The following is a 23435-nucleotide window of genomic DNA, read 5'->3' on the forward strand; positions in this document are numbered from 1 at the left end:
ATTAATTATATGAATTTTGCTTATCCACTAAGGCTAAGTAAAGTAGTTTTTTTCTCTTTGCGGGCTTAACCAATGATAGAAGCAAAATCACCAGCCTTCTGGCGTGCCACTTTAGCACTTTGCTGTGGCTCCTTCATGATTTTCAGTAATCTTTATGTGACCCAGCCGTTACTACCTGAGTTTCAACTGGCTTTTAATATTTCTACTTTAGAAGCCAATGCTTCCTTAGCGGTTGCTACCTTAATGCTGGGCTTCTCACTGTTAATCTATGGCCCCCTCTCAGATGCTTTAGGTAGGCGAGCAATTATGCTAGTCACTATGACAGGCACTTTAGTTATTACCTTTGCTTTAGCTTGGGTTCCTAACTACACCAGCTTGCTGGTTTTACGTGCAGTTCAAGGCTTTTTACTAGGTGGACTGCCTGCCGTAGCAATTGCTTATATGGGGGATGAGTTCAGTAAAAAAGCCATGGCTTTGGCGGTGGGTATTTACATTAGCGCGAATACGCTAGGGGGTATTAGCGGCAGGCTTTTCTCAGGTTTCATTGCTGATGCGTTTAACTGGCGAGCTAGCTTTCTTTTTGCTGCTGGTTTGTCACTGGTTTGTGTGCTTATTGTTTGGTGGGCTTTGCCTAAATCTAAACATTTTCAACCTGAGCAGCCCAAGTTAACTAAGATGGTAAAAGACTTATTCAACCACTTAAAAAACCCACTGTTAATTTCTGTCTATTTACTAGGCGGGCTTAATTTCTTTATTTTTATTAACCAATATAGCTATGTTACCTACTTGCTAGCGGGTGAGCCTTGGTTATTAAGCAGTAGCTTTTTAGGCATGTTATTTTTAACTTATTTAACTGGTACTTGGGCTGCTTCTATTTCAGGTAAGGTCGCCTTGGTGTTAGCACAACCCTTGTGCATGGCTTTAGGTATTCTATTCTTGATGTTAGGTAGTTTAGTTATGCTAATACCCAGTGTGTGGGCAATTATTGGAGGGTTGTTAATTAATAGCTTTGGTTTTTTCTTTTGTCATTCCAATATTACTAGCTGGGTTAGTCGCCAAGCACAAAACGCACGTGCCAGCGCTAGTGCACTTTACTTAGTGTTTTATTATATGGGAGCCAGTACCGGTGGTTTTTACTTAGATCCTTTCTGGCGGGCTTGGCATTGGCAGGGCGTTATTCTAGGTTCACTCTTAGTGTTTTTACTTACCCTAGGTATCAGTCTAGTGCTTTGGAAAAAAGATCCACGTACTTTGAGTGAGCTAGCTTGAAACCTTGGCTAGCCGAAAAAAGCAGACCAAATTAAACGCAGGGCTAGCAGGGTAAGAACCGTATTAATAACTAGGGCAAACCTTTGATTACTAAGTTTACTTAGTAGCCTCAAGCCTAGCCAAGTACCTAGTGCACCACTTGCTATCATTAAAACCATTAACCCTAACCAGTCTGCAAAAACAAAACCTGCAGCACCAAAAACCAAGGCTTTGGGTAGGTGCTGAACACTCATAGCCGCAGCAAAGTTGGCTACCGTGCGAAAACGATCACCCTTATGCTGTTGCTTAACAAAAGCGGCAACCAAGGGACCTGTAGCACCAGCAAACATACTGATAAAAGTGGTAATAAGTGCTGCAAAAAAAGTACCTAAACGTCCTAAGGCTAAAGCAGGCACCTTAGGTCCCCAAGTTAAAAAGAGGATAAAACCGGCAATGGTTAGTTGTAAAAGCTGCAGCGGCAATTCAACTAAAAACAAGCTTGCTAAACCAGCACCTAAAAAAGCACCGGGAGTAAAAGCGGCTAGTAGCTTCCAATCAATGTCCTTAATTGTCATTACCGCACGGTTAAGGTTAGAGCCTAGCTGTACCATGCCGTGAACTGGAATAATTGCTGCTGGGGGAAGAATTATCGCCATAATGGCAAGCAATAGCACACCGCCACCCACACCAATACTGGCAGTGATAGCTGAGGTAATGCCAGCAAAAATAATTAAAAGTAAACTACTGAAAGAACTGATTTGCTCAGGAAGGAGATACTCAAGGTAGGGCATTAATTAAAGTCCAGCTAAACGCAAACAATCATGGTAATCGTCAAAACGGCGATCATAGTTCATATCTTTATCAGCAGAAGAAGGTAAACGAAACCCTAGGCTAACAATACCTGAACCGATTAAGGCATAGTCTGTTTCAGACTGTAAGCCTGTTTGTATTGAGCAGCCGAGCCGCTTTTGCTCGTAGGCCGATAACTTGTCTACATTGACAGGCTTCAAAAACTCGGCAAACTGTACGCCACTGCAACCACTTAACGGTAAAAGACTGAACAAGCAGCAAAAGCAAAAGATTTTACGCTCTGCTTTTAAACAAGCGGCTAGTCTTGCTAAAAAATTGACCATAAGGAATTAAAGCTTTTTTGGTAAGATTATTCGCGCATATTATCTTATTCATTGGTAAAGCTAAAGGTTAATGGAGTAAAAAGATGTTGAAGTTTGAAGTAGTTCCGGTTACACCTTTTGCACAAAACGCCACCTTAGTTTGGTGCGATGAAACATTAGAGGCTGCCATTATTGATCCAGGCGGTGAAATTGACCGACTTTTAAAACATGTAGAAAACAAGCAACTAAAGCTAGTTAAAATTTTGTTAACTCACGGTCACATAGATCATGCTGGTGGTGCCGCTGATTTAAAAGCACGTTGTGGCATTCCAATTATTGGTCCACATAAAGATGATCAGTTTTGGCTAGATGGCTTAGGACAGCAAAGCCGTATGTTCAACTTCCCAGAAGCGCAATCTATCACACCCGACCAGTGGTTAAATGACGGTGATCAAATAGGGTTAGGAAAGTCTATTTTGCAAGTTTTACACTGCCCAGGGCATACACCTGGGCATGTAGTTTTTTATGACCAAAAAAGCAACATGGCTCAGGTGGGCGATGTACTTTTTGCTGGTTCTATAGGCCGAACTGACTTTCCTAAAAGCAATCACCAAGATTTGATTAGCTCAATTAAAACAAAGCTTTTTCCTTTGGGTGATCAAGTGCAATTTATTCCTGGCCATGGACCTAATTCAACTTTTGGTGAAGAAAAACGCAGCAACCCTTTTGTTGGTAGCAAGCAGTTTGGCTAGTTTTAGTAATAATAAGATAGGTTAAGCGAGCCAAATACATCTCGTTTAGCCTGTCCTTTAAATTCAATAGAACGAGTAACTGCTGTCCAGGCTAGCCTTACCTTTTCATAACTAACAGCCCCACCAATAAAAAAATCATCAACATTTTTATATTTTTCTATGCTTGGGCCATCACGAAATACTGGACCATCTAAAAAAAGGTTGTAATGCATATAGCGGTACTCCATACCCACGACTAGATACCAATTCCATGGGTGACCAGGTAAAAAGTAACTTGATCCTGGGTAGTTAGGCTGAATAGATGGCGGGCCATAATCCTGCCTTAAATCAGGGCCTAAACGTAGAGTAAAGCCAAGGCTGCTATAGGTGTAAGGTGAACCTAATGCCAAACTAAATAAAGGTGACCACTCTAACTCATAAGCATCTGAAAGCTGCTGATAAACTTGCCATTTTCTAAAATAATGCAAATTAAAAGTTGTTTCATTACCTATTTGGTACTGCCACCCGCCAGGCTCTGGCGAACCTATCAGTTCGTGGAGTTTTTTCTGCCCCCACTCACCACCGGATGCAGGACCTACCTGCCCCAAGGTAATATTCAGCTTATCCCCTACCTTTATAAAGCTATCTAGCCGCTTAGGTTTACGCATAATGGCAAAGCTAGCAAAGGTATGCCCTGCCCAAGGGCGCTCGTCGGGCAAGGGCTGGTTAGCTTCAAAGTCTTTTGGTGTAAAGATGGTATTGCCAATTGAATATTCTAATGCAACCTTATCTGGAACAACCTTTAACCCTAAATCATTCATTACTGAAATAGCCCAGTCTGGAGCGGGTTTTAACGGAAAGTAACTCAGTAAAATACCGCTAGTGTAATGCCTGTCGAAACCTACAAATGCATCATTTTCAACTTGCAAACTTACTATACCTTTAGCTTCTGCATTAGCCTCGAGAGCCAGCAAACACCAACAGCCTAATAAAAGGAAATTCAATCCTCTAGCCAACATTAATGCAACCTCTTCTGCCTTTTATTTGTGCATTGTAATGTATTGTTAGACTTTGTGGTCTAAAAATAACTCAGCAAAACCCTACTCATTTAAAACGATCGTTTGTCTGATGTGCAACTTGGTGCTAAAGTTAGTTTTCATCAGCAAATAAAAACAATGGAGATTGCTATGGCTTCGAGTTACTGGTCTTCTCGACTGCAAATGACTTACCTTTTACTGGCGTTAATCCTCTACGCACCCTTCCTTGTTGCAGACTCTGCCTTAGTTAGGCCAGCACTTAAATCTGAGTTGGTCACTCAATCTCTACTGCTTGATATTACTACTGCTGGAAATCGATTAGTTGCTGTAGGTGAACGAGGACACATCATTTACCGTGATTTAGACAAAGCATGGCAGCAGGCTCAAGTACCAGTGACCAGTCAGCTAACCAGTGTTTACTTTCCTACACCCCAAGTGGGCTTTGCTGTAGGGCACGAAGCGATGATTTTACGAAGCGAAGATGCGGGTGCTAGCTGGCAATTAATTCATCACGATCTTGAAGAAGCGCCGCTTTTAGATGTTTATTTCACTTCTGAACAAAAAGGTTTTGTAGTGGGGGGTTATGGATTACTGCTTACAACCAAGGATTCAGGCAAAACTTGGCAGAGCTTAATGGATGATTTACCTAACCCCGAGGGTTATCACAACAATGCCATTACCCAAGACATAAAAGGCAACCTATTTATTGCCGGTGAGCGTGGCAGCGTCTATCGCTCAACCAATGGTGGTACTAGGTGGGAAGCTTTACAGTTAGATTACGATGGGTCATTTTTTGGTATAACTACCACCCCAGCCGGACAAGTCATTGCCAGCGGTTTGCGAGGTAATTTATTTATGAGTTTAGATTCCGGTGACTCATGGCAAGCCATTCAACACCCAGGGGAACAAACCTTAAATACTGGCCTAGTGTTAGAGGATAATCAGCTTGTTCTTTTAGGTCAAAATGGTGAGTACTTAACTGGTCCTGCTCAAGCACTTAACTTACACACTCTGCCAGGACGCTACTCTTTATTAGCAGCAGCACGCCAAGGCAAAGAAATTATTGCTGTAGGGCGTGGTGGTCTACACAACCTGCCCTTACCTGAAACCTTGGGTCGATAAGGACTATCTTTATGAATAAAAAACAAGCTCCCCTAATCGAAAATACCTTTTTTAACTTTCGACCTATCTGGTTAGTCTTCTTTTTAGTATTAACCTTTTTTTTAGGCTACCAAGCAATTCAAGTAAAACCTGAAGCCAGCTTTGAAAAGCTTATTCCGCTTTCTCACCCCTACATAGAAAACTTTATGGATCGCCAAGATGACTTGCGCGGTCTTGGTAATGCCGTTCGTATTGTGGTAACAGCCAAACAAGAAGGCGCTGATATTTTTAGTGCTGAATATATGCAGCGCTTACAAGATGTTTATGAAGAGATTCGTTATTTAGAAGGTGTTGACCAGTCAGCTGTTAGGTCTTTATGGGACCCAGCTGTGCGCTGGACTCAGGTAACAGAAGAAGGCTTTGAAGGTGGTACGGTTATTCCTGATACCTACGACGGTAGCCCAGCCAGCCTAGAAGAGCTGCGTGAAAACCTGCTTAAATCGGGTCAGGTTGGCATTATGATTGCCAACGATTTTCGCTCAACCATTGTTGTAGCGCCATTATTAGAAATGGTTGATGGCAAACCGCTCGACTACCAAGCCTTCTCTGCTGCTTTAGAAGAAGTACGTAACCAGTTTAGTGATGAACAGTTTGATGTGCGCATTATTGGCTTTGCTAAGCTTATTGGTGACTTGATTGATGGTGCAACGCAAGTTGGTTTCTTCTTTTTAGTTGCACTACTAATCACCTTTGTTTTGCTCTTCCTTTATTCGCGTTGCATTAAAAGTGCTTTAATCTCTTTATTGTGTTCCGTCGTTGCGGTTACTTGGCAGTTAGGTCTGCTTAACCTTTTGGGCTACGGCTTAGACCCCTATTCCATGCTAGTACCCTTTTTAGTTTTTGCTATCGCTGTTTCGCATGGTGTTCAAGTAATCAATGCCATGGCAATAGAAGCCTCTTTTGGTCACGATCGCATTACTGCAGCTCGCCTAGCCTTCCGTGGTTTATACATAGCCGGTATTTTAGCTTTGGTGTCAGATGCCATAGGTTTTATGACCCTGCTATTTATAGATATTCAAGTTATTCAAGAGCTTGCCGTTGCTGCCTCCTTAGGTGTAGCGGTTATTATTCTGACTAACTTAATTCTCTTACCTTTACTGATGTCTTATTTAGGTGTCAGCCTAACCAGCATTATGCGTGCTAAAAATAAGCGCTTAGAACACTCACCCGTTTGGCACCGCTTGTCATTTTTTACTCATGCCAAGGTTGCACCCTGGTCTTTAGCTGCCGCTTTACTCTTAGGTATTTTTGGCTTTATAGCCAGTGCCGACTTAAAAATTGGTGACCTAGATAAAGGCGCACCCGAGTTACGCCCCGATTCACGTTACAACCTAGATAACGCCTATGTTACTGACAACTACGCCACCAGTGCCGATGTATTGGTCGTTATGGTAGAAACACCTGAACAGGGTTGTGTAGGTTATGAAGCCTTAGAAGCTGTTGATAGGCTTGAATGGCAAATGCAAAATGTAGCGGGCGTGCAAGGCACCTTGTCACCTGCTTACATTACCAAACGAGTAATTGCAGGCTTTAATGAAGGTAATTTGAAGTGGGAAACCCTTGCTCGCAATCAGTTTGTGCTTAACCAAGCCATGAGTAATCTACCTGCTGGCATGATAAATAACCGCTGCGATCTTTTACCCGTCATTCTTTATTTAGAAGACCATAAAGCAAATACCTTGGTTGAAGTGACCAAGGCGGTAGAAAACTTTGCTATTGAAAACAACTCTGAGCACGCGCGCTTTATGCTAGCGGCGGGTAGTGCGGGTATTGAAGCGGCTACCAACGAAGAAATTGCCCGTGCACAAACCTTTATGCTGATTTTTGTTTATGCCGTTGTGGCTTCGCTAGTATTTATTACCTTCCGCTCTTGGCGTGCCGTGGTATGTATTGTGGCACCACTTGGCTTAACCTCAGTGCTTTGTCAGGCACTTATGGCGCAACTGGGCATAGGTGTAAAGGTGGCAACGCTACCGGTTATTGCTTTAGGTGTGGGCATAGGTGTGGATTACGGCATTTATATTTACTCACGCCTACGCCAATACCTAGGTGAAGGTAAAAGCTTACAAGATGCCTATTATCATACGCTGCGCTCTACAGGTAAGGCAGTTAGCTTCACTGGTTTAACCCTAGCAATAGGCGTGGGTACTTGGGTTTTCTCACCCATTAAGTTCCAAGCAGATATGGGCATTTTGCTTACCTTCATGTTCTTGTGGAATATGATTGGCGCACTTTGGCTGCTACCTGCTTTTGCTCACTACCTACTTAAAGACCCATCCAAAGCTTAGATTTTAAAAATTAGGCTTTATAAGACTAGGTTTTAGAAGGCTCAATCACTCGGCCAACAATACAATTAACAATGCCATCAGCCGTCAAGGTCAGCTTCCAGCGCTGCACCTTGATAGGCTCCTCACCTTTTAAGTCTTCGCTGACCAAAACAAGGTTGTAATAATGCCGCTGCTCTATTAAGTGAGTTCCCACCTCGGCCTCTTCATCATTAAAATCGTAGTGATAAATGGGTGTTTTAACACTGCTAAGCAGGTCAGCAAAAGGCTTAAAGTCAATTTCGATACTTTCTTCAATATTCTCTTCTAGGTCTAAATAACCTTCCCCGTCAATTTCTGATCGCAAGAAAAAGATATTGTTGCCTGCACTAAAAAACCACTTACCACTATTCTTTTTCACCCTCTCGGGTAGCTGCTCAAAACTAATAATTGAACGCCACAAAAACTGTTGAAACAGCAAAGGGGCTTTTTTGCTTTTCCGATACCTTAACTTCCATAAGGCTTTATCTTTTCTAATATAATCAGTTAGCACTTTGACTAGGTCATCACGCAATAGGTCGCGCAGTGCGTAAACTAAAGCAACGGTGAGAATAAGACCTATACTTAGCGAATAGTCTGAATCTCGGTAGTAAAAAATAAAAATAGTAAAGGCACTCATGATAAGCGTGGTAATAAAAGCTTTAACGCTGCGGCGTGCTATATTGCCTAGCTCTATCACATCGGGCTTTAACAAAATAAACCTATCTAAGAATCGCCGATACAACTGCATACGATAAAAAATACGTGCTGAACGACTATCGAGTTCCTTTAAGTAACCTTGGGCTTTTCGGTAGTCAATTTCTTCATGGTAATAACTCATTAACTCCGCTTGGGCTGTTTCAGGTAAATCTGCCCAGGCTTCATTTTTAATTATGCCCAGTAAACTTTGTTCTGCTAACCAAGAAAAATACACATCTAACTGACGCTGATAACGGCTTTGCCTAGGTTCGCTAGAAACATTCGTACGAATACGCTTAGCAAAACTTCTAAGCAAAAGTATTAAACGACTGACATGCTGCTCACCCAGCCCAGCCTGCTGTATTTGATACTGCACTTTTTCTAATGAACGCTGAAAGCTGGCTAACCAAGTACTACGCAAGGTTTCATAATGGGGCGACAATAAAGAAACGGATTGCTCAGTATGCTGTTTTTTATCTTCAGGAATACCTAAAACACGGTAACGAAAATCTATTGGACGAGCATTCCATTCAGTACGATCTAAAAGTTCAGGTAGGTGTTCCGCTTCCCCTGGTGGAAAAAGGTAAAGGCTAACAACCGTTTTTTTAGATTTAGGTAATGTTCTTGTAAACTCTAAAACATACTCAGATTTATTCTTTTGCGAAAACATGCTTCCACCAATAAAAAAAGATAAATATTCCGATTTGCTGAAAGGTCACTGCAAGGCGTAAAATGACCGTTTGTTTAATTTAAAACAGGCAATACCTTGGTTGATCTAGCAGCTACACCACCAACACAACTCACTGGTCCAATTCTAGTCTTTGACTCAGGCGTTGGTGGGTTATCCGTTGTACAAGCACTCAGAGAGCGTATGCCTAGCCTACCTTTAGTTTATGCTTGCGATAATGCTGCCTTTCCTTATGGCCAAAAAACTGAAGCTTGGCTTAAAGAAAGAGTTCTGTCAGTAGTTGGTAGTTTAATAAGTGAAGTTCAACCTAGTTTAATTGTTTTAGCCTGTAATACCGCTAGTACCTTAACCCTGCCTGAACTACGCAATAGCTGTAGGCTACCTGTTGTTGGCGTGGTTCCAGCCATTAAGCCTGCAGCACTCATCACGCGTAGTGGACAAATTGGCCTTTTAGCAACGTGTGGTACAGTTAATCGACCCTACACTGAAAAACTAATTAACGAATTTGCGGCTGATTGCGAAATCATTAAAGTTGGCAGTAATCGGCTAGTTGAATTAGCAGAAATTTACTTAGCAGGTGGTAAGATTGCTGATCAAGATTTGCTAGAAATACTAGCGCCCTTATTAGCAGAACCTCGCTTAGACACTGTTATTCTAGGCTGTACACATTTTCCATTACTTCAGCCACACTTGGCAAGAGTTGCAGAACAAACTGGTGCGCCACCTTGGCAGTGGATAGATTCAGGTGCAGCTATCGCTCGTCGTGTTGTACAGCTACTTAATGATGCGGGTTATTCAAACCCGTCTTGCCCAACCCACTTTATTCCTAACTGCTGGTTAACCGCACCTTTAGCAACCGATAGCCAACTGCCGCAATCTTTACAACTCTTTGGTTTTAGCCAAATTAAACAACTAACCGGTTTTGATTTAAAAGAACCTGTTAGCTAATTCTTTTTACGAGATTAAATTACACCATGTCTTCCAGTTTGCCTCAGGTTAACCCTACTATCTACTCACAGCTTCTTGCCGAAAAAGCAGAACACCTAGACCAAATTTTTGCTGAATTTAATCCACCCAAGCTAGAAGTATTTGCCTCACCTGCTAGCCACTACCGTCTGCGTACCGAGTTTCGTATTTGGCATGAAGGCGACGACCTCTTTTATGCCATGTTTGAAATAGGTGAAGACCCTAAAAAAGACCGTACCCTAGTTCGTATGGATCAATACCCTGTGGCAGGAGAAGAAATTAACCGCTTAATGCCTCTACTAATGGATGCGATACGCGATGTACCGCTGCTACGCCATCGACTGTTTCAGGTTGAATTTTTAACCACCTTAACTGGTCAGGTATTGCTCAGCTTAATTTACCACCGCCAGTTAGAAGATGATTGGGAGGTTGCTGCTAGGCAGTTACAAGAACAACTGGGCATTATGATTATTGGCCGTGCTAGAAAACAAAAACGCGTACTAGTACAAGACTATGTTGTTGAAACTTTACAGGTGAACGGGCAGCCACTCGTTTATAAGCAAGTAGAAGGCAGTTTTACCCAACCTAACCCGTGGATTTGCCAAAGTATGTTGGAATGGGCGCAGGATGTTTCAAGGCCCCAAGCTGGAGAAGAAAAACGTGACCTTGTCGAACTCTACTGCGGCAATGGTAACTTTACCCTAGCCTTAGCCAATAACTTTAGGCAATTACTGGGTACAGAAATTAGCCGCACTTCAGTTGCAGCAGGACAGTATAACATTCAAGCAAACAAAATTGAGAATGTACGCATTGAACGCATGGCAGCAGAAGATTTTTCTAAAGCATTAAATGAGCCTGATTCAAAAGAAGCCAGCAAATTCAATTTGCAAGCGTATGACTTTTCAACTGTATTGGTAGACCCACCCAGAGCAGGGCTAGATAAAGCCACCCTAGAGCAAGTACAAAACTATGAGCGGATAATTTATATTTCCTGCAATCCAATAACGCTTGCCGATAACTTAAAAACGCTGACTTTGACTCATAATATTGAACGTTTAGCTTTTTTTGACCAATTCCCCTACACCCACCATGCAGAGTGTGGGGTTTATTTGGTCCATAAATAAAATATAAAATAATTATTTTTCCAGCACTCTCATTCATTAGATAAGTGTAAGTGCTGAGCATTATTTAAAAAAACTCTATTTAAGATACTTAAAAACATCTAAATGTTAATATCAAAGCCAAGCTCAACATCACATGCAGCTTGGCCACCTCTAATACCCCAGTTTTCTGTAGTAATTTCACGCAGCAAAATTTTAATGTTTTTTGCAGGTATACCATAGTGAGACAATTTTTTTACTATTGATTTATACAATAACCTTTTAGTTTGGATAGTTCGTCCTGCAAAGCAGTCAATGCTTATATGGGTATAGGTTTCTGGTTGCTCATAATTAGTTGGGCAGGCAAACCTGTGTGGTTCATGTACTAGCAAACGTATATTTTTATCAGTTGGTTTTATCTTAAATACCTCACAAAGTGCAGAATGAACCGCATCTATGATACCTATTTCAATTTCGGGTGAATAATTTTGACGAACCTCTATTAAAGTACTTGGCATTAAATTTTCCTTCTTATATAAAAAACAAGAAAATAATCCTCAGATTTAAACCTGAATTACAATTCATTAAGTTATTTAATAGCTTGTTGTTAACTAAATATTAATTGTATCTAACCCTGCTAGAGCACAAACTTCATCTTGTTCGGCTGAACCACCAGAAACTCCAATACCCCCTAAAAGCATGTCTTGATGCTTTATAGGTAGACCACCTCCGAACACTATAAAGCGTTCTTGATGTGGAAAGCCTAGCTTTAAAGCTGGGTTGTCTTCTAAAATTTCGGACCATTTTCCAGTAGGCATTCCAAAGCTAGCTGAAGTGTAGGCTTTATCGCGAGCGATTTGGGCTGAATGTAAAAAAGCGCCATTATGGCGTAAGTACACTAGCTCTAGCCCTGCTGCATCGACTACTGCTACATGAATTTTTATTTTTAATTCGTCGGCTTTGGACATTGCTGCTTTGGCTGCAGTTAAGGCTGCTTGCCAAGCTAATTCTTGGCGTTCTATTAATTGTGGCATGCTTGATCCTAATAAATTAATTGGTTAAGTCAGAGAAATAACCCAACTGCTGCTCTATAACTTGAGCTAGGGCTAAGAGTTTAACTTCTTGTTGTGCGCCTGCAGTAAGCTGCATTGCTATAGGTAGGCCTTGCTCATCTACACCTACCGGCAAACTTAAAGCACACAAACCCATGAGGTTAGCTATAGAAGGATTACGCAGCGCAATCATATTTAAACGACGATAATCTTCTAGCTGCTCTATTTCTGCCATGCTAGGTGCTGTTATTGGCAAGGTGGGATGTAACCATACATCTACCTGCTCGAAAGTTTGGGCAGCAACTAAACTGGCTTGTGCTAATAGATCTTTGCGCTGTAAATATTCACTTACACTTATTGCAGCGCCATCTTCTAGTCTTGTGCGTACTACAGGGTCTAGTTTAGCGTAGCTAGTTGGTAGATTATTGGTTAAAAAGGCAGCAAGCTCAGCCACGCTTAAACCACCTGCTTGAAAGCAAGCAAAAACCTCATCACACATAGGCACTTGCAGAGAAATTAGCTCTGCACCTGCTGCTTCTAACTGGCTGGCTGCGCGACGCACTTCTTGAGTTACTGCATTGTTTGCTCCCTCCCAAAAAAAGTTTTCTACTAACCCAATACGTAAACCTTTACAGCTAGCAAGGCTAGGTATTTTAACTTCTTGTCCACTAAGTTGGCTTTCTATAGCTGCGTAGCCATAGGCTAGGTCGGTAACATTTTTGGCAAGAACACCTGGAGTATCTAAAGAAGTAGAAAGAGGAACTATTTGGTCTGTTGGCCAGCGTCCAACTGTAGTTTTTAATCCTACCGTACCTGTCATCGCTGCTGGAATACGCACACTACCAGCGGTATCTGTACCCAAAGCTAATAATGCTGAACCTTGGCATAAAGATACTCCTGCACCTGCACTTGAACCACCAGGAACTCTGGCTTGATCTTTTGACCAAGGGTTTTGTGGAGTTCCCCAATGGTTGTTTACACCTAACCCACCTAAAGCAAATTCTACAGTATGTGTTTTGCCTGTAATGATAGCTGCTTGATGTAACAGTGCTTGAATTAATTTGCCAGGCTGTTGCCAAGCTGAACCTAAGTCTAAAGCTGAACCTGCAAAGGTTGGCAGGTTAGGGACTGCAAACATATCTTTAACGGATATGGGGATACCCATCAGTGGGCCAAAATCATAACCTTGTTTAATTAAGCTGTCTAAATGCTGAGCTACTTCTAAAGCGTTAGTACCTGCCCAAGTTTTATAGGCATTTAGCTGATGTTCGCTTGCAGTATAGCTAGCAAGACTTGCCTCAATAATTTGTGTGATAGTTATTTTACCGCTTCTTAAGGCCAGTGCTAACTGAGGCAATGGAGTGTTAAGTATAGTCATTAACGCTGATCCCTTTCTGCCTTGGGGTAAAGCCAGAAGGCAAACCAACGAGTAAACCTTGGCATAAGCACGTAGGTCATTAATAGCATTAAAACTGCAGTTATTATTAAAGTTCTTAGAATTAGAGGCACTGGCTCTAATAGCTCACCAAACAGTAAAAAAATTAGGGTTACGCTGGGATAAAGAGCTAACCAGCTAACAAAGGTCATTTTGTAACGTGGGGGTGGCTTTATGGGGTTGCGTGCTGGTAGGGTAAACCAAGTTACCATCCCAGATAAAACCTCTGTTTTAGCTGGTTCTATAAGCAAACCTTCAAAGTTTTCTAAGTGCTGTTTACGTACTTCAGATGCTTGCCAAACTTCTAAATCTTTTTGGCTAGCAAACTTAAATACAATCCTGTACTCAGGGTCATCAGGTGAAGCTGGCCTGAACATAGTGCTACCTAGGTGCCCTGCAAATTTTTTTGCGGCAACTGACATAGCTGTACTTAACTGCTCAAACTCTTCTTCACAGCCTTTTTTAACGCGGCGTGAGACTACAACTGTGACTGCATTATCTGGTAAGTATTCTTGCATTTTTTTCCTCTAAAATAAGATACCTATGAAGCCAAGGTTCCAGCAAGTAAATAGGTAGGATGAAACTCCGTAATGGTCATGCGTAGTTAAGTGAGCACCCGATAAAGGACGGGAGGCTTAAAGCTAAAAGAAAACTATATCTAATTAATAAGTTGATAGTAATTATAGGTGTAATTAAGCCTGCGCTAGACCTGAAAGAAGTAAATTTTGGCTATTAGCCATACGGGCAACTTCTTGGTTAAGTTTATCTGCAGCTTTGGCTTCATTAGAGGTTTTTTGGTTAGCTTCAATAAAAGCAGCCACTTGCATGTCAACAGTTTCTGCAACTTGAGTTTGTTGCCTGTTGCCTTCCTCTAAGGCATCTACTCTAGCTACAAGCAAATCGACGTTTTGTAAAATACTATTAAAGGCTTCACCAGCGGCATCTATTTGTTTAACACTTGCGTCTGATATTTCTTGCTCTTTTTCTAAGGTGTTTAAAATTTGTTCGGTAGCGTTTTGTAAACTTTCTATCATTGTTTGAATACTAACAGCTGATTTTTGGGTTTCAGCTGCCAAGGAGCGTACTTCATCTGCTACTACAGCAAAACCACGACCCGCATCACCTGCTCTGGCAGCTTCTATAGCTGCATTGAGAGCTAGCAGGTTAGTTTGCTCAGCAACATTTTGAATTACCACTAGAACATCGCCAATTTTGTTACTACTAGCTTCTAACTCTAAAAAGTAACTGCGGTTTTGTTGAATTTTTTCGGCTAATAGGTGGTTGCCTTCTATTGCATCTTTTAGAGTGGTTTGACCTAGCTCAATTTGCGCTAGGGCGGCTTCTACAGCTATTTTACTGGAAGTGGTTTCAGCACTCATTACTTGGGCGTTTTCTTGTAAGCTGGCACTTGAATTGGACAGCTGATCTAAACCACTAGTTTGTTGATCTAGTGCCTGAACTAGTTGCTCCATGCTTGCTACAGTTTTATTGGCTCGTTTAAAGATTAAATCCGAGGTGTTTTGTAGCCTATAGGTTAAAGAGCTCGTTTGTTCTTGCTGCATAGAAATTGCCATATACAGCTGACCTATATCATCTACAGTATCAGTATAAATTATTTGTTTAATAGGGTGATGTACTATAGATTTACTGGTATTAACCAACCTATTAAAAGGTTGCATAACTAGATGTTGTGCAAAGAATAAAAGTACAAGGCTAACAACAAAGCTAATACCTACAACCCAGTTATTCTCTGCTAAAGCAGCTGCTGTAAAAATAGGTGTAATAGCTAGCAAAGAAACTAGGTATAACCTTTGCCAAGTAGATTTAATTGGTAGCCTTAAACGTAAAGGCATTTTACCTTGTTTTCTTAACCCATAAATTTGTCTAGCACGGTTAAGTGTTGCATTATCAGCTTCTTGCATAATGCAATGCAGTTCTGCCACTTGGCCTTGTTCAATAACTGGTAACACATAACAACTAACCCATAATTCGTCTGACCCAGCCTGAAGCTGTATAACTCCTAACCATGGCTTACCTTTACCTACAACTCCAAAAAGATCGTTAATTGGTCCATCTGGCATACTTTGGTGTTTAAAGTTGCGCAGATTAAGGCCTTTTAAAGAGTCTTTATCTAAAGCGAACTTATCCCTAGTATGGCGACAGGTGTAAATAACATCACCCTTGGGGTTCATGAGTAATATATACTTATTTAACTCACCCTTTTGCATTTTTGTACCTACTTGGTTATCAATTCACTATGCTAAAGCACAGATAAAACTACTTTTATAATTGTTTTAATACTGAATAAGGTTAGCGACCTAATTTTTTTGCTGAACTACCACCTATACCAAAGTGTTGCTTGGGCATTTCAGTAATTATTACTCTGACTACATCACGGGGTGCATCTAGGGCTTCAACCATTGCATCAGTAATTTTTTCAATTAACTTTTCTTTTTTTTCATTGCTACGGCCTTCCATAATATAAATTTGCGCTATGGGCATGCTGTACCTCTATTTTGACTATTAAAATGCATGAAAAAAGCCTAGCTAGCATTAGCCAGCTAGGCTTAGCTATTAGAATACTTTGGTTAGAGAAGCACGGATCACGCGGCCTTCAGGACCATTAGAGCTAGAGAGCTCTTTATAGGCTGCAACATCTGCACCTAGCATAATGTTTGGCCAAAACTTACCTACTGACATACCCAACGCATTGCGCTCTTCTTTATTTGAACCAGACATTTCTCTAGTAAAGTAACCAATAACACCTACATCTAAAGTGCCGTAAGCCTTACCTAAACCCCATTCAAGGGTTAGGTTATCTTCAACAGTTACCCCACCACTCTTATCGCCATTAATTTCATAACGACCTAAACCACTTAAAGTAATATCACCTGCTTGGTTTAGCTTATAGGTACCACCAAAGGTCAGCATAATGCCATCATGACCTTGACCCACTTTATCTTTATCACCGGTTTCAGCCCAATAGCCTATGCCACCTACTGCATCCCATTGCTCACCGTGCCAGCCAATAACACTACCTAAATATAAATCACCTAAGCCTGATTCACTTTTAACAGTTGCACCACCCGCTTTAACTTTTTCATTAACCATTGGCAAGATAGCTTCTAGGGTTAAATCACCACCTAAAAACTTTTGTGGAGTAACCCAAATTAAACGATGTGCTAGAGCGTTAACTGTTACTTTATCGGGTCCGCCACCATCAAACTTATCTGCTTCATAGTTTACATAGTAGCCCTTGTAATAAACTCCTGGAGGTGGCACAGAACTAGCTTTTACACCTTCTATACCGGGTACATAGTGACCAGCTAAAGCTGGAAGTGATAAAGAGGATGTAATTACTGTTAATACAGCGAGTTGATTTAGCTTTATTTTCATGATCTACCTTTCTTTCTTGTTATTGTTTATATTTTTATTTATAAGAACATCCTTGTTCTACTTTCTTGAACCAACACTTTTCTTAAACAAACTTGGCAGTAATACTGCCTAAGTCTTGGTAACGAATATTAATTGAATCACCTCGGTTAACCGTAACCGCTGCTGTAATACCACCCGTCATAATAAAAGTGCCTGCCGGAATTTCTTCACCACGCTCGCCCATCATGTTGGCAAGCATCGCAACCGAAGCAGCAGGGTGACCAAGTACGGCAGCACCAGCACCCGTAGCAACAATTTCACCATTAATTTCCATCACCACACCTAGATTTTGAACATCCACATCTTCTAGGCGTGCCATGCGTCCACCGGTAATAAAACGGCTGGAACTGGAGTTGTCGGCAATCACGCTTCTTAAATCAAACTTAAAGTCTTTGTAGCGTGAATCAATCACTTCAACCGCTGGAATAATAAAATCAGTGGCTCTTAATACATCACCGATATGCACACCTGGGCCTTTGAGGGGCGCCTTGGTTACAAAAGCAATTTCGGCTTCAATTTTTGGATGAATCAACTCATCCATTTTAATTTCACCGCCTTCAGGCACGCTAAAGTAGTCAGCTAGGTAGCCATAACAAGGTTGTTCAACACCCATTTGGGCCATTTTTTCCCAAGAGGTGAGACCCATTTTCATGCCGACAATTTTATGGCCCCGTGCCACTTTACGGCGACGTACTTCCCACTGCACATCAAAAGCATCACGGTAAGTCATATCGGGGTATTTATCGGTCACCTTGATAATTTCTTGGCAGTTAAGCTCTGCGTCTTCACAGTAGGTGGCGAGCTCATCAATTTGTGCTTTAGTCAGTTTGTTTGTATTTTCCATTAGATTAACCCTTGTTCTTTTGCCATGGTCAGTGCCAGGTCTTCAATCATGTCTTCTTGTCCACCCACAGTACCGCGACGACCTAGTTCAACTAAAAGGTCACGGGCTGAGATGCCGTATTTTTCTTCGGCACGCTTTGCGAATAAGAGGAAAGAGGAATAAACACCAGCATAGCCTAGTGTCAGTGCGTTACGGTCTACTCGAACGGGGTGATCCATCATAGGAACAACTAGGTCTTCAGCAACGTCCATGATTTTGAATAGATCAACACCCGTTGTTACGCCCATGCGATCAAGCACGGCACAGAAAACTTCTAGCGGTGTATTACCCGCACCGGCACCTAAACCTGCAACTGAACCATCAATGCGGCTAGCTCCTGCTTCTATGGCAGCCAATGAGTTGGCAATGCCCATGCCAAGGTTGTGGTGCCCATGAAAACCTATTTCGATGTTTTTTGGCAATTCTTTACGCAGCAGACCTATGCGAGCGGTGACATCATCCGGCAGCATATAACCCGCTGAGTCGGTGGCATAAATGCAGTTAGCACCGTACTCAACCATGAGCTTGGCTTGCTCCAGTATTTTTTCTGGGCTAACCATGTGTGCCATCATCAAAAAACCTACGGTATCCATGCCCATTTTAGCGGCATGCATAATGTGCTGTTGGCTAACATCGGCTTCGGTGCAGTGGGTGGCCACACGAATACTGGTTACACCACAGTCTTTGGCCATGTTCAAATGATCAACCGTTCCAATACCCGGCAATAATAGGGCTGAAATCTTGGCTTGCTTCATTTTTGGCACAACGGCTTTTAGGTACGCTTCATCACTGTGTGCAGGGAAACCGTAGTTAACAGAAGCACCACCTAGGCCATCACCGTGGGTCACTTCAATCATCGGCATACCCGCTTGGTCTAAGCCGGTTGCTATATTGACCATTTCTTCTAGTGAGATTTGGTGACGCTTAGCGTGCATACCATCACGTAGGCTCATGTCGTGCAGCGTGACTTTTTTACCTTGTAAATTCATTGGGTTTCTCCTAGCCGCGAGCGGGTAATGTGATGGACTGATTGGCCGCTTCTTCAGCAAACATTTCTGCGGTACGCAGTGCTGCTGCGGTCATTATGTCGAGATTACCGGCGTACTTGGGTAGAAAATCACCCAAGCCTTCCACCTGCATAAAGCAAGACACACGATTGCCATCAAACACTGGACCATTCACTAGCTGATAACCGGGCACATAGCGTTGCACTTCTTTAACCATGGCATGAATGGATTCAGTAATGGCCGCTTGGTCGGGTGTAGTTTCGGTTAAGCAGTGCACGGTATCGCGCATCATTAAAGGTGGCTCAGCGGGATTAATAATAATGATTGCCTTACCTTTTTTGGCACCGCCTACTTGTTCAACACCGCTGGCGGTAGTACGAGTGAATTCATCAATATTAACGCGTGTACCCGGGCCAACAGAGCGTGAAGAAACAGTGGCAACAATTTCACCGTATTCGACAGGTTGCACACGAGAAATAGCGGCCACCATAGGAATGGTTGCCTGTCCACCGCAAGTGACCATATTGACGTTCATGGCAAGGTTTTTGGTTTGTTCAACCAAATTAACAGGCGGCACACAAAAAGGGCCAATCGCAGCCGGTGTTAGGTCGATCATAATGACGCCTAACTCATTCAGTTTACGGCTATTTTCAGCATGAACGTAGGCTGAAGTGGCATCAAAGGCAATACGAATATCGTCTTCTAGGATGTGAGGTAAAACACCATCCACACCGGTTGCACAGGTTTTAATACCCATGGCTTCAGCACGTTTTAAACCTTCAGAGGTGGGATCAATCCCCACCATCCAAACGGGTTCTATCCATTCAGAGCGTTGCATTTTCATCAACAGGTCGGTGCCGATATTGCCGGGACCGATGATGAGGGCTTTAAGTTTTTTACTCATATTAATGCCTGCTTTTATTAGGTGAAGTGAGGCTTAAAAAATGGTGCTTAAACAAAACGTACCGAAGCGTTACCCATACCGCCAATACTTAGGCTCATGTGGTCACCGGCTTTAACTGCTACTAAAGGTACGAGTGAACCCGAAAGAATCACTTCGCCCGCTTTCAGCGGAATTCCAAACTGGCCTAAGGTATTAGCCAACCAAGCAACACAGTTAACTGGACTGCCTAACGCCGCTGCGCCTGCGCCAGTACTAATAATCGAACCATTTTTTTCAACTACCATACCGCAAGTCGCTAGGTCGACTTTTGTTGGGCTAACGGCTTGATCACCTAAAATAAATAAACCGCAGGAAGCATTATCTGCCACTGTGTCTTGAATTTTTATTTTCCAATCTTCAATGCGTGAATCCACCACTTCAAAGCAAGGCATTACACAGTCAGTGGCCGCTAACACATCGGCATTAGTAACACCGGGGCCTATCAGGTCTTTTTTCAAAATAAAGGCAATTTCGCCTTCAGCCTTAGGCTGCATAAGTTGGCTTGAAATAGGCATTTCTTCGCCTTGGCTAAAGGCCATTTTGTTGGTTAGGTAGCCAAAGTCAGGCTGACCAACCCCAAGCATGGTTTGTACGGCTTTGGACGTTAAACCAATTTTTTTACCGATAATGTGCTCACCTGAAGCTAGGCGACGCTCCAACATACGCAAAGAAATTTGGTAAGCATTTTCAAGCGTAATATTAGGATAACGCTCGGTTAAAGGGCGAAGCGTTTTACGTTCAACCATGGCTTGATACAACTCATCACCACAGCTTTGAATAAGCTCTTTATTCATTGATTTCTCACTTATAGTTTGACTGTATTCAATTAAAGCTTGATGCAGATGTTTTTCATTTCGGTATAAAACTCCATACCATGCACGCCACCTTCACGGCCAATACCTGACTGCTTAGCACCACCAAAAGAAGTGCGTAAATCACGAAGGAACCAGGAGTTAACCCAAACAATACCTGCTTCCATTTGTTCAGCAACACGAATAGCACGTGCTGAGTTTTCTGTCCAAATAGCTGCGGCTAAGCCGTAATCGGTGTCGTTAGCCAGTGCAACAACTTCTTCTTCACTATCAAAAGGGCGAATATGGCAGCAAGGGCCAAAGATTTCTTCACGCATTACCCGTGCATCGTCGGCTAGACCAGTCCAAATGGTAGGTTCAATCCAGGCACCGCCATTAAGCTCAGTGCCCATATCAGGAATACCACCCCCAATTTCAACTTTGGCACCTTCTTCAACGGCTAGGTCATAGTAGTATTTAACCTTAGCGCGATGCTCTTGACTGACTAAAGGACCAAAATTAGCAGTTTCATCTTCTGGACGGCCAAGCTTTAACTTAGCAACTTCTTCTTTCATTCTTGCTAAAAACTTATCAAAAATTGAGCGCTCGACATAAACGCGTTCAGTACCAAGACAAACTTGTCCACAGTTAACAAAAGCAGAACGCATAGTGCCTTCAACGGCTTTTTCAATATCGCAATCAGCAAAAACAATACCTGGGTTTTTACCACCGCACTCTAGTGATATATTTCGCAAACCTACTGCCGCCGCTTTCATAATGGCTTCGCCTGTACGGGTTTCACCTGTAAAAGTTATGGCGTCTACATCTGGGTGAGTGGTTAAAAATTCACCTGCTGAATCAGGACCAAACCCGTGAACAACGTTAAATACACCCGGCGGAACACCGCACTCATTCATCACTTCACCCAAAAGAGTGGTGGTCATAGGGGTTTCTTCAGAAGGTTTAACAACCACGGTGTTGCCGCAAGCCAAGGCAGGGCCTACTTTCCAGGTCATTAGTAATAGGGGTAGATTCCAAGGAGCAATAACAGCAATAACGCCCTTGGGTGTGCGGTGGCCAAAGTTCATTGCACCTTTACCGTCTGGGGTGTCCATGCGAAAACCTTCGGTGGGTAGGTTAGCAACGGTTTCAGTAAAGGCTTTAAAGTTGGCTGCACCACGTGGAATGTCTATATGTGCTGCAATCGAGCGAGGTTTACCTGTATCAAGGCACTCAGCTACTAGAAATTCTTCAAATCGCTCATTAATGCGATCGGCTACTTTATTAAGCAGTTTAGTTCGTTCAACCTGGGTGAGTTTACCCCAAGGACCTTTTAGTGCCGCTTTAGCTGCTTGTACTGCAGCATTGACTTCTTCACGACCGGCTTCATACGTTTTACCGAGTAGGCTGTTGTCGACCGGACTACGGTTTTCGAAGGTTTTACCACTGGCTGATACCACGTACTGACCATTGATAAAGTGCTTAAATTCTTTCATAAATTTTTCTCTTACTAATCTTATCCAGTCGTTAAATAAATGTGGTATCAACCATTAAGGTTGATACCACGGGTTTTACTAGGTTAAAGCCGTTAAAAAACGCTCATTCAGTTCACGGGTGTGATAGAAAATTGCTTTACCTAATTCTTCAACTTTCCATGTAATGGTTTTGTGATCTGGATAGAAGTAGCTACCACCACAGAACACTTCACTACGGTTACCTGAAGGGTCAAAGAAGTAAATAGTTTGTCCATGAGTTAAACCATGACGGGTGGGTCCAATATCCAAAGAGGTGTTGGTCATGGTAATTAAATCAGCAGCACGCAATACGTCTTCCCAAGTATCTAGGTAGAAAGAAGCATGGTGGAACTTGTTCTTTTCTTCATGCTTAATAAAGGCAATATCGTGCTCTTTCATAGAGGCGGTTAAGAACAAGGCAGCTTTATTGCCTTCAGGGTCTAGTACTTGTTCAGCTAAGCCAAAACCCAGAGTTTCAAATAACTTTAAGTTGCCTTCTAAATCGTCACCGTAAAGTAGGCAGTGATCAAAACGTGTTGCTTTCATGCCTTTTAAACCGCGTGGCCAGGCTTCTGGGTTAACATCACTGATCCCCCATTTACCGGTTTGCTCTTTAGTGGCATAAAGTTCAAACGTATGACCAGTCGGTGCAACAAACTGCATACGACGCCCACAGTCTGGTAGATCACCAGCAGGGATTTCTTTTACTTCAATACCCAATTCACGCACATCAGCTGCAAGGGTATCTAAAGTGGCTTCATCAACACACTTAAAGCCCATAAAATCCATGCCTGGCTCATCTGCTTCTCGAAGAATCACTGAGTATTTATCAACTTCTGTCCAGCCTTTTAGATAAACACGACCTTGATTATCACGACCGGTTTCAATTAAACCGATTAGCTCAACGTAGTGTTTAACGGCTTCATCCAAATCTAAAACACGGATTTGTACGTGGCCGGGACGCATTACACCTTTTCTCATTAGGACTTCCTCTTTTTGTTTTTATATTGCTTGTTGTATTTGCTGCTTTTTTAATTGGAAGTGATCTGATTCAAGCTCTAGATCACTTAAAGGTGTTAGCCGACAAGCCAAAGCAAAACCCAAAGCTGCTTCTTCTTCACTAATATGGGCTTTACTCATTCGCTTAGTCTGGTAATCACCCTGCAGAACTTTGACTTTGCAAAGTCCACATCCGCCGCCTCGACACCCCACTCTAATGGCGTGTTGATTCACTTTTTCCATTGCCATCAATAGCAGTTCACCTTTAGGTACCTTGAACACCTGTTGGCGGTTAGTAACAGCTATTTGGCAAGTGTTTTGATTAGCCATA

Annotated in this window: 24 protein-coding genes; 6 read left to right on the forward strand and 18 right to left on the reverse strand. The window is 42.3% G+C overall.

All coding sequences use genetic code 11. The features are described 5' to 3' along the window. The first annotated feature begins 72 nt into the window (after window positions 1-72). Entirely contained in the window at window positions 73-1269 is a 1197-nt protein-coding gene (locus H571_RS0108320; RefSeq protein WP_027848895.1) for an MFS transporter, read from the forward strand. 8 nt (window positions 1270-1277) lie between these two features. On the opposite strand, the gene H571_RS0108325 is transcribed toward H571_RS0108320, so the two are convergent. Together H571_RS0108325 and H571_RS0108330 are read right to left on the reverse strand one after the other, a co-directional pair. Further along, the gene (locus H571_RS0108325) at window positions 1278-2039 is read right to left on the reverse strand and encodes a sulfite exporter TauE/SafE family protein (RefSeq protein WP_027848896.1); all 762 of its coding nucleotides are present in this window, start codon (window positions 2037-2039) and stop codon (window positions 1278-1280) included. Between the two features lie 3 nt (window positions 2040-2042). Further along, complete coding sequence (locus H571_RS0108330) at window positions 2043-2381, reverse strand: hypothetical protein (protein ID WP_027848897.1); 339 nt, start codon at window positions 2379-2381, stop codon at window positions 2043-2045. 83 nt (window positions 2382-2464) lie between these two features. Here H571_RS0108330 and H571_RS0108335 point away from each other — a divergent pair, with 83 nt between their 5' ends. Continuing rightward, window positions 2465-3112 carry an MBL fold metallo-hydrolase gene (locus H571_RS0108335; protein WP_036217953.1) on the forward strand — a complete coding sequence of 216 codons (648 nt, stop codon included), beginning with the start codon at window positions 2465-2467 and terminating at the stop codon, window positions 3110-3112. A 2-nt stretch (window positions 3113-3114) separates the two neighbouring features. Here H571_RS0108335 and H571_RS14735 read toward each other — a convergent pair whose 3' ends face one another. After that, a complete protein-coding gene (locus tag H571_RS14735; RefSeq protein ID WP_169445770.1) occupies window positions 3115-4065 on the reverse strand; it encodes a lipid A deacylase LpxR family protein in 951 nt (316 codons plus the stop codon). Between the two features lie 213 nt (window positions 4066-4278). Between H571_RS14735 and H571_RS14740 the strand changes: the two genes are divergently transcribed. Continuing rightward, on the forward strand, window positions 4279-5250 hold the full coding sequence (locus H571_RS14740) for a WD40/YVTN/BNR-like repeat-containing protein (protein ID WP_051168245.1): 972 nt from the start codon (window positions 4279-4281) through the stop codon (window positions 5248-5250). 11 nt (window positions 5251-5261) lie between these two features. Continuing rightward, the gene (locus tag H571_RS0108350; RefSeq protein WP_051168246.1) at window positions 5262-7577 is read left to right on the forward strand and encodes an efflux RND transporter permease subunit; all 2316 of its coding nucleotides are present in this window, start codon (window positions 5262-5264) and stop codon (window positions 7575-7577) included. Between the two features lie 25 nt (window positions 7578-7602). Here the strand turns inward: H571_RS0108350 and H571_RS0108355 are convergent, their stop codons facing one another. After that, window positions 7603-8961: a hypothetical protein gene (locus tag H571_RS0108355; RefSeq protein WP_027848900.1), complete on the reverse strand. Its 1359-nt coding sequence runs from the start codon at window positions 8959-8961 to the stop codon at window positions 7603-7605. Between the two features lie 96 nt (window positions 8962-9057). Here H571_RS0108355 and murI point away from each other — a divergent pair, with 96 nt between their 5' ends. Beyond that, complete coding sequence (gene murI / locus H571_RS0108360) at window positions 9058-9927, forward strand: glutamate racemase (protein ID WP_036217955.1); 870 nt, start codon at window positions 9058-9060, stop codon at window positions 9925-9927. Window positions 9928-9953: 26 nt separating this feature from the next. Further along, complete coding sequence (gene trmA, locus H571_RS0108365) at window positions 9954-11069, forward strand: tRNA (uridine(54)-C5)-methyltransferase TrmA (protein ID WP_027848902.1); 1116 nt, start codon at window positions 9954-9956, stop codon at window positions 11067-11069. Window positions 11070-11167: 98 nt separating this feature from the next. On the opposite strand, the gene H571_RS0108370 is transcribed toward trmA, so the two are convergent. From H571_RS0108370 to H571_RS0108435, 14 genes are all read right to left on the reverse strand, one after another. Beyond that, on the reverse strand, window positions 11168-11563 hold the full coding sequence (locus H571_RS0108370) for a tautomerase family protein (protein WP_027848903.1): 396 nt from the start codon (window positions 11561-11563) through the stop codon (window positions 11168-11170). A gap of 93 nt (window positions 11564-11656) precedes the next feature. After that, window positions 11657-12079, reverse strand: a complete 423-nt coding sequence (locus H571_RS0108375) for a GlcG/HbpS family heme-binding protein (RefSeq protein WP_027848904.1) — start codon at window positions 12077-12079, stop codon at window positions 11657-11659. A gap of 16 nt (window positions 12080-12095) precedes the next feature. Further along, window positions 12096-13475, reverse strand: coding sequence for an amidase (locus H571_RS0108380; protein WP_027848905.1), 1380 nt, complete (start codon window positions 13473-13475; stop codon window positions 12096-12098). Beyond that, a complete protein-coding gene (locus tag H571_RS0108385; protein WP_027848906.1) occupies window positions 13475-14050 on the reverse strand; it encodes an antibiotic biosynthesis monooxygenase in 576 nt (191 codons plus the stop codon). The genes H571_RS0108380 and H571_RS0108385 overlap by 1 nt, the downstream gene beginning before the upstream one ends. Window positions 14051-14224: 174 nt before the next feature. Further along, a complete protein-coding gene (locus H571_RS0108390) occupies window positions 14225-15760 on the reverse strand; it encodes a methyl-accepting chemotaxis protein (RefSeq protein ID WP_027848907.1) in 1536 nt (511 codons plus the stop codon). Between the two features lie 82 nt (window positions 15761-15842). Then, window positions 15843-16034, reverse strand: a complete 192-nt coding sequence (locus H571_RS0108395; protein ID WP_027848908.1) for a 2-hydroxymuconate tautomerase — start codon at window positions 16032-16034, stop codon at window positions 15843-15845. 72 nt (window positions 16035-16106) lie between these two features. Continuing rightward, window positions 16107-16928 carry a SphA family protein gene (locus H571_RS0108400; RefSeq protein ID WP_027848909.1) on the reverse strand — a complete coding sequence of 274 codons (822 nt, stop codon included), beginning with the start codon at window positions 16926-16928 and terminating at the stop codon, window positions 16107-16109. Window positions 16929-17010: 82 nt separating this feature from the next. Then, on the reverse strand, window positions 17011-17811 hold the full coding sequence (gene dmpH / locus H571_RS0108405) for a 2-oxo-3-hexenedioate decarboxylase (RefSeq protein ID WP_027848910.1): 801 nt from the start codon (window positions 17809-17811) through the stop codon (window positions 17011-17013). Next, entirely contained in the window at window positions 17811-18839 is a 1029-nt protein-coding gene (gene dmpG / locus H571_RS0108410; RefSeq protein WP_027848911.1) for a 4-hydroxy-2-oxovalerate aldolase, read from the reverse strand. Before dmpG ends, dmpH begins: the two co-directional genes overlap by 1 nt. 10 nt (window positions 18840-18849) lie before the next feature. Next, window positions 18850-19761, reverse strand: coding sequence for an acetaldehyde dehydrogenase (acetylating) (locus H571_RS0108415; RefSeq protein ID WP_027848912.1), 912 nt, complete (start codon window positions 19759-19761; stop codon window positions 18850-18852). A 47-nt stretch (window positions 19762-19808) separates the two neighbouring features. After that, window positions 19809-20594 (reverse strand): 2-oxopent-4-enoate hydratase, encoded by a 786-nt coding sequence (gene dmpE, locus H571_RS0108420; RefSeq protein WP_027848913.1) that lies wholly within the window; start codon window positions 20592-20594, stop codon window positions 19809-19811. Window positions 20595-20626: 32 nt separating this feature from the next. Continuing rightward, window positions 20627-22087 (reverse strand): 2-hydroxymuconic semialdehyde dehydrogenase, encoded by a 1461-nt coding sequence (locus H571_RS0108425; protein ID WP_027848914.1) that lies wholly within the window; start codon window positions 22085-22087, stop codon window positions 20627-20629. A gap of 78 nt (window positions 22088-22165) precedes the next feature. Then, complete coding sequence (locus H571_RS0108430) at window positions 22166-23086, reverse strand: catechol 2,3-dioxygenase (RefSeq protein WP_027848915.1); 921 nt, start codon at window positions 23084-23086, stop codon at window positions 22166-22168. Window positions 23087-23107: 21 nt separating this feature from the next. After that, window positions 23108-23434 carry a 2Fe-2S iron-sulfur cluster-binding protein gene (locus H571_RS0108435; protein WP_027848916.1) on the reverse strand — a complete coding sequence of 109 codons (327 nt, stop codon included), beginning with the start codon at window positions 23432-23434 and terminating at the stop codon, window positions 23108-23110. Window position 23435: the final 1 nt, after the last annotated feature.

This window comes from Marinospirillum minutulum DSM 6287 (genome assembly GCF_000422325.1).
Classification (GTDB): Bacteria; Pseudomonadota; Gammaproteobacteria; order Pseudomonadales; family Halomonadaceae; genus Marinospirillum; species Marinospirillum minutulum.

Bases quoted from the DNA above. Each gene is read 5' to 3' on its own strand.
- H571_RS0108335 (WP_036217953.1), top strand. From the start codon at position 2,465: ATGTTGAAGTTTGAAGTAGTTCCGGTTACACCTTTTGCACAAAACGCC.
- H571_RS0108430 (WP_027848915.1), bottom strand. From the start codon at position 23,086: ATGAGAAAAGGTGTAATGCGTCCCGGCCACGTACAAATCCGTGTTTTA.
- H571_RS0108375 (WP_027848904.1), bottom strand. From the start codon at position 12,079: ATGCCACAATTAATAGAACGCCAAGAATTAGCTTGGCAAGCAGCCTTA.
- H571_RS0108380 (WP_027848905.1), bottom strand. From the start codon at position 13,475: ATGACTATACTTAACACTCCATTGCCTCAGTTAGCACTGGCCTTAAGA.
- H571_RS0108425 (WP_027848914.1), bottom strand. From the start codon at position 22,087: ATGAAAGAATTTAAGCACTTTATCAATGGTCAGTACGTGGTATCAGCC.
- H571_RS0108400 (WP_027848909.1), bottom strand. From the start codon at position 16,928: ATGAAAATAAAGCTAAATCAACTCGCTGTATTAACAGTAATTACATCC.
- H571_RS0108415 (WP_027848912.1), bottom strand. From the start codon at position 19,761: ATGAGTAAAAAACTTAAAGCCCTCATCATCGGTCCCGGCAATATCGGC.
- H571_RS0108350 (WP_051168246.1), top strand. From the start codon at position 5,262: ATGAATAAAAAACAAGCTCCCCTAATCGAAAATACCTTTTTTAACTTT.
- H571_RS0108325 (WP_027848896.1), bottom strand. From the start codon at position 2,039: ATGCCCTACCTTGAGTATCTCCTTCCTGAGCAAATCAGTTCTTTCAGT.
- H571_RS14740 (WP_051168245.1), top strand. From the start codon at position 4,279: ATGGCTTCGAGTTACTGGTCTTCTCGACTGCAAATGACTTACCTTTTA.
- H571_RS0108435 (WP_027848916.1), bottom strand. From the start codon at position 23,434: ATGGCTAATCAAAACACTTGCCAAATAGCTGTTACTAACCGCCAACAG.
- H571_RS0108385 (WP_027848906.1), bottom strand. From the start codon at position 14,050: ATGCAAGAATACTTACCAGATAATGCAGTCACAGTTGTAGTCTCACGC.
- H571_RS0108390 (WP_027848907.1), bottom strand. From the start codon at position 15,760: ATGCAAAAGGGTGAGTTAAATAAGTATATATTACTCATGAACCCCAAG.
- dmpE (WP_027848913.1), bottom strand. From the start codon at position 20,594: ATGAATAAAGAGCTTATTCAAAGCTGTGGTGATGAGTTGTATCAAGCC.
- H571_RS0108370 (WP_027848903.1), bottom strand. From the start codon at position 11,563: ATGCCAAGTACTTTAATAGAGGTTCGTCAAAATTATTCACCCGAAATT.
- H571_RS0108395 (WP_027848908.1), bottom strand. From the start codon at position 16,034: ATGCCCATAGCGCAAATTTATATTATGGAAGGCCGTAGCAATGAAAAA.
- trmA (WP_027848902.1), top strand. From the start codon at position 9,954: ATGTCTTCCAGTTTGCCTCAGGTTAACCCTACTATCTACTCACAGCTT.
- dmpG (WP_027848911.1), bottom strand. From the start codon at position 18,839: ATGAATTTACAAGGTAAAAAAGTCACGCTGCACGACATGAGCCTACGT.
- H571_RS0108320 (WP_027848895.1), top strand. From the start codon at position 73: ATGATAGAAGCAAAATCACCAGCCTTCTGGCGTGCCACTTTAGCACTT.
- H571_RS0108355 (WP_027848900.1), bottom strand. From the start codon at position 8,961: ATGTTTTCGCAAAAGAATAAATCTGAGTATGTTTTAGAGTTTACAAGA.
- dmpH (WP_027848910.1), bottom strand. From the start codon at position 17,811: ATGGAAAATACAAACAAACTGACTAAAGCACAAATTGATGAGCTCGCC.
- H571_RS0108330 (WP_027848897.1), bottom strand. From the start codon at position 2,381: ATGGTCAATTTTTTAGCAAGACTAGCCGCTTGTTTAAAAGCAGAGCGT.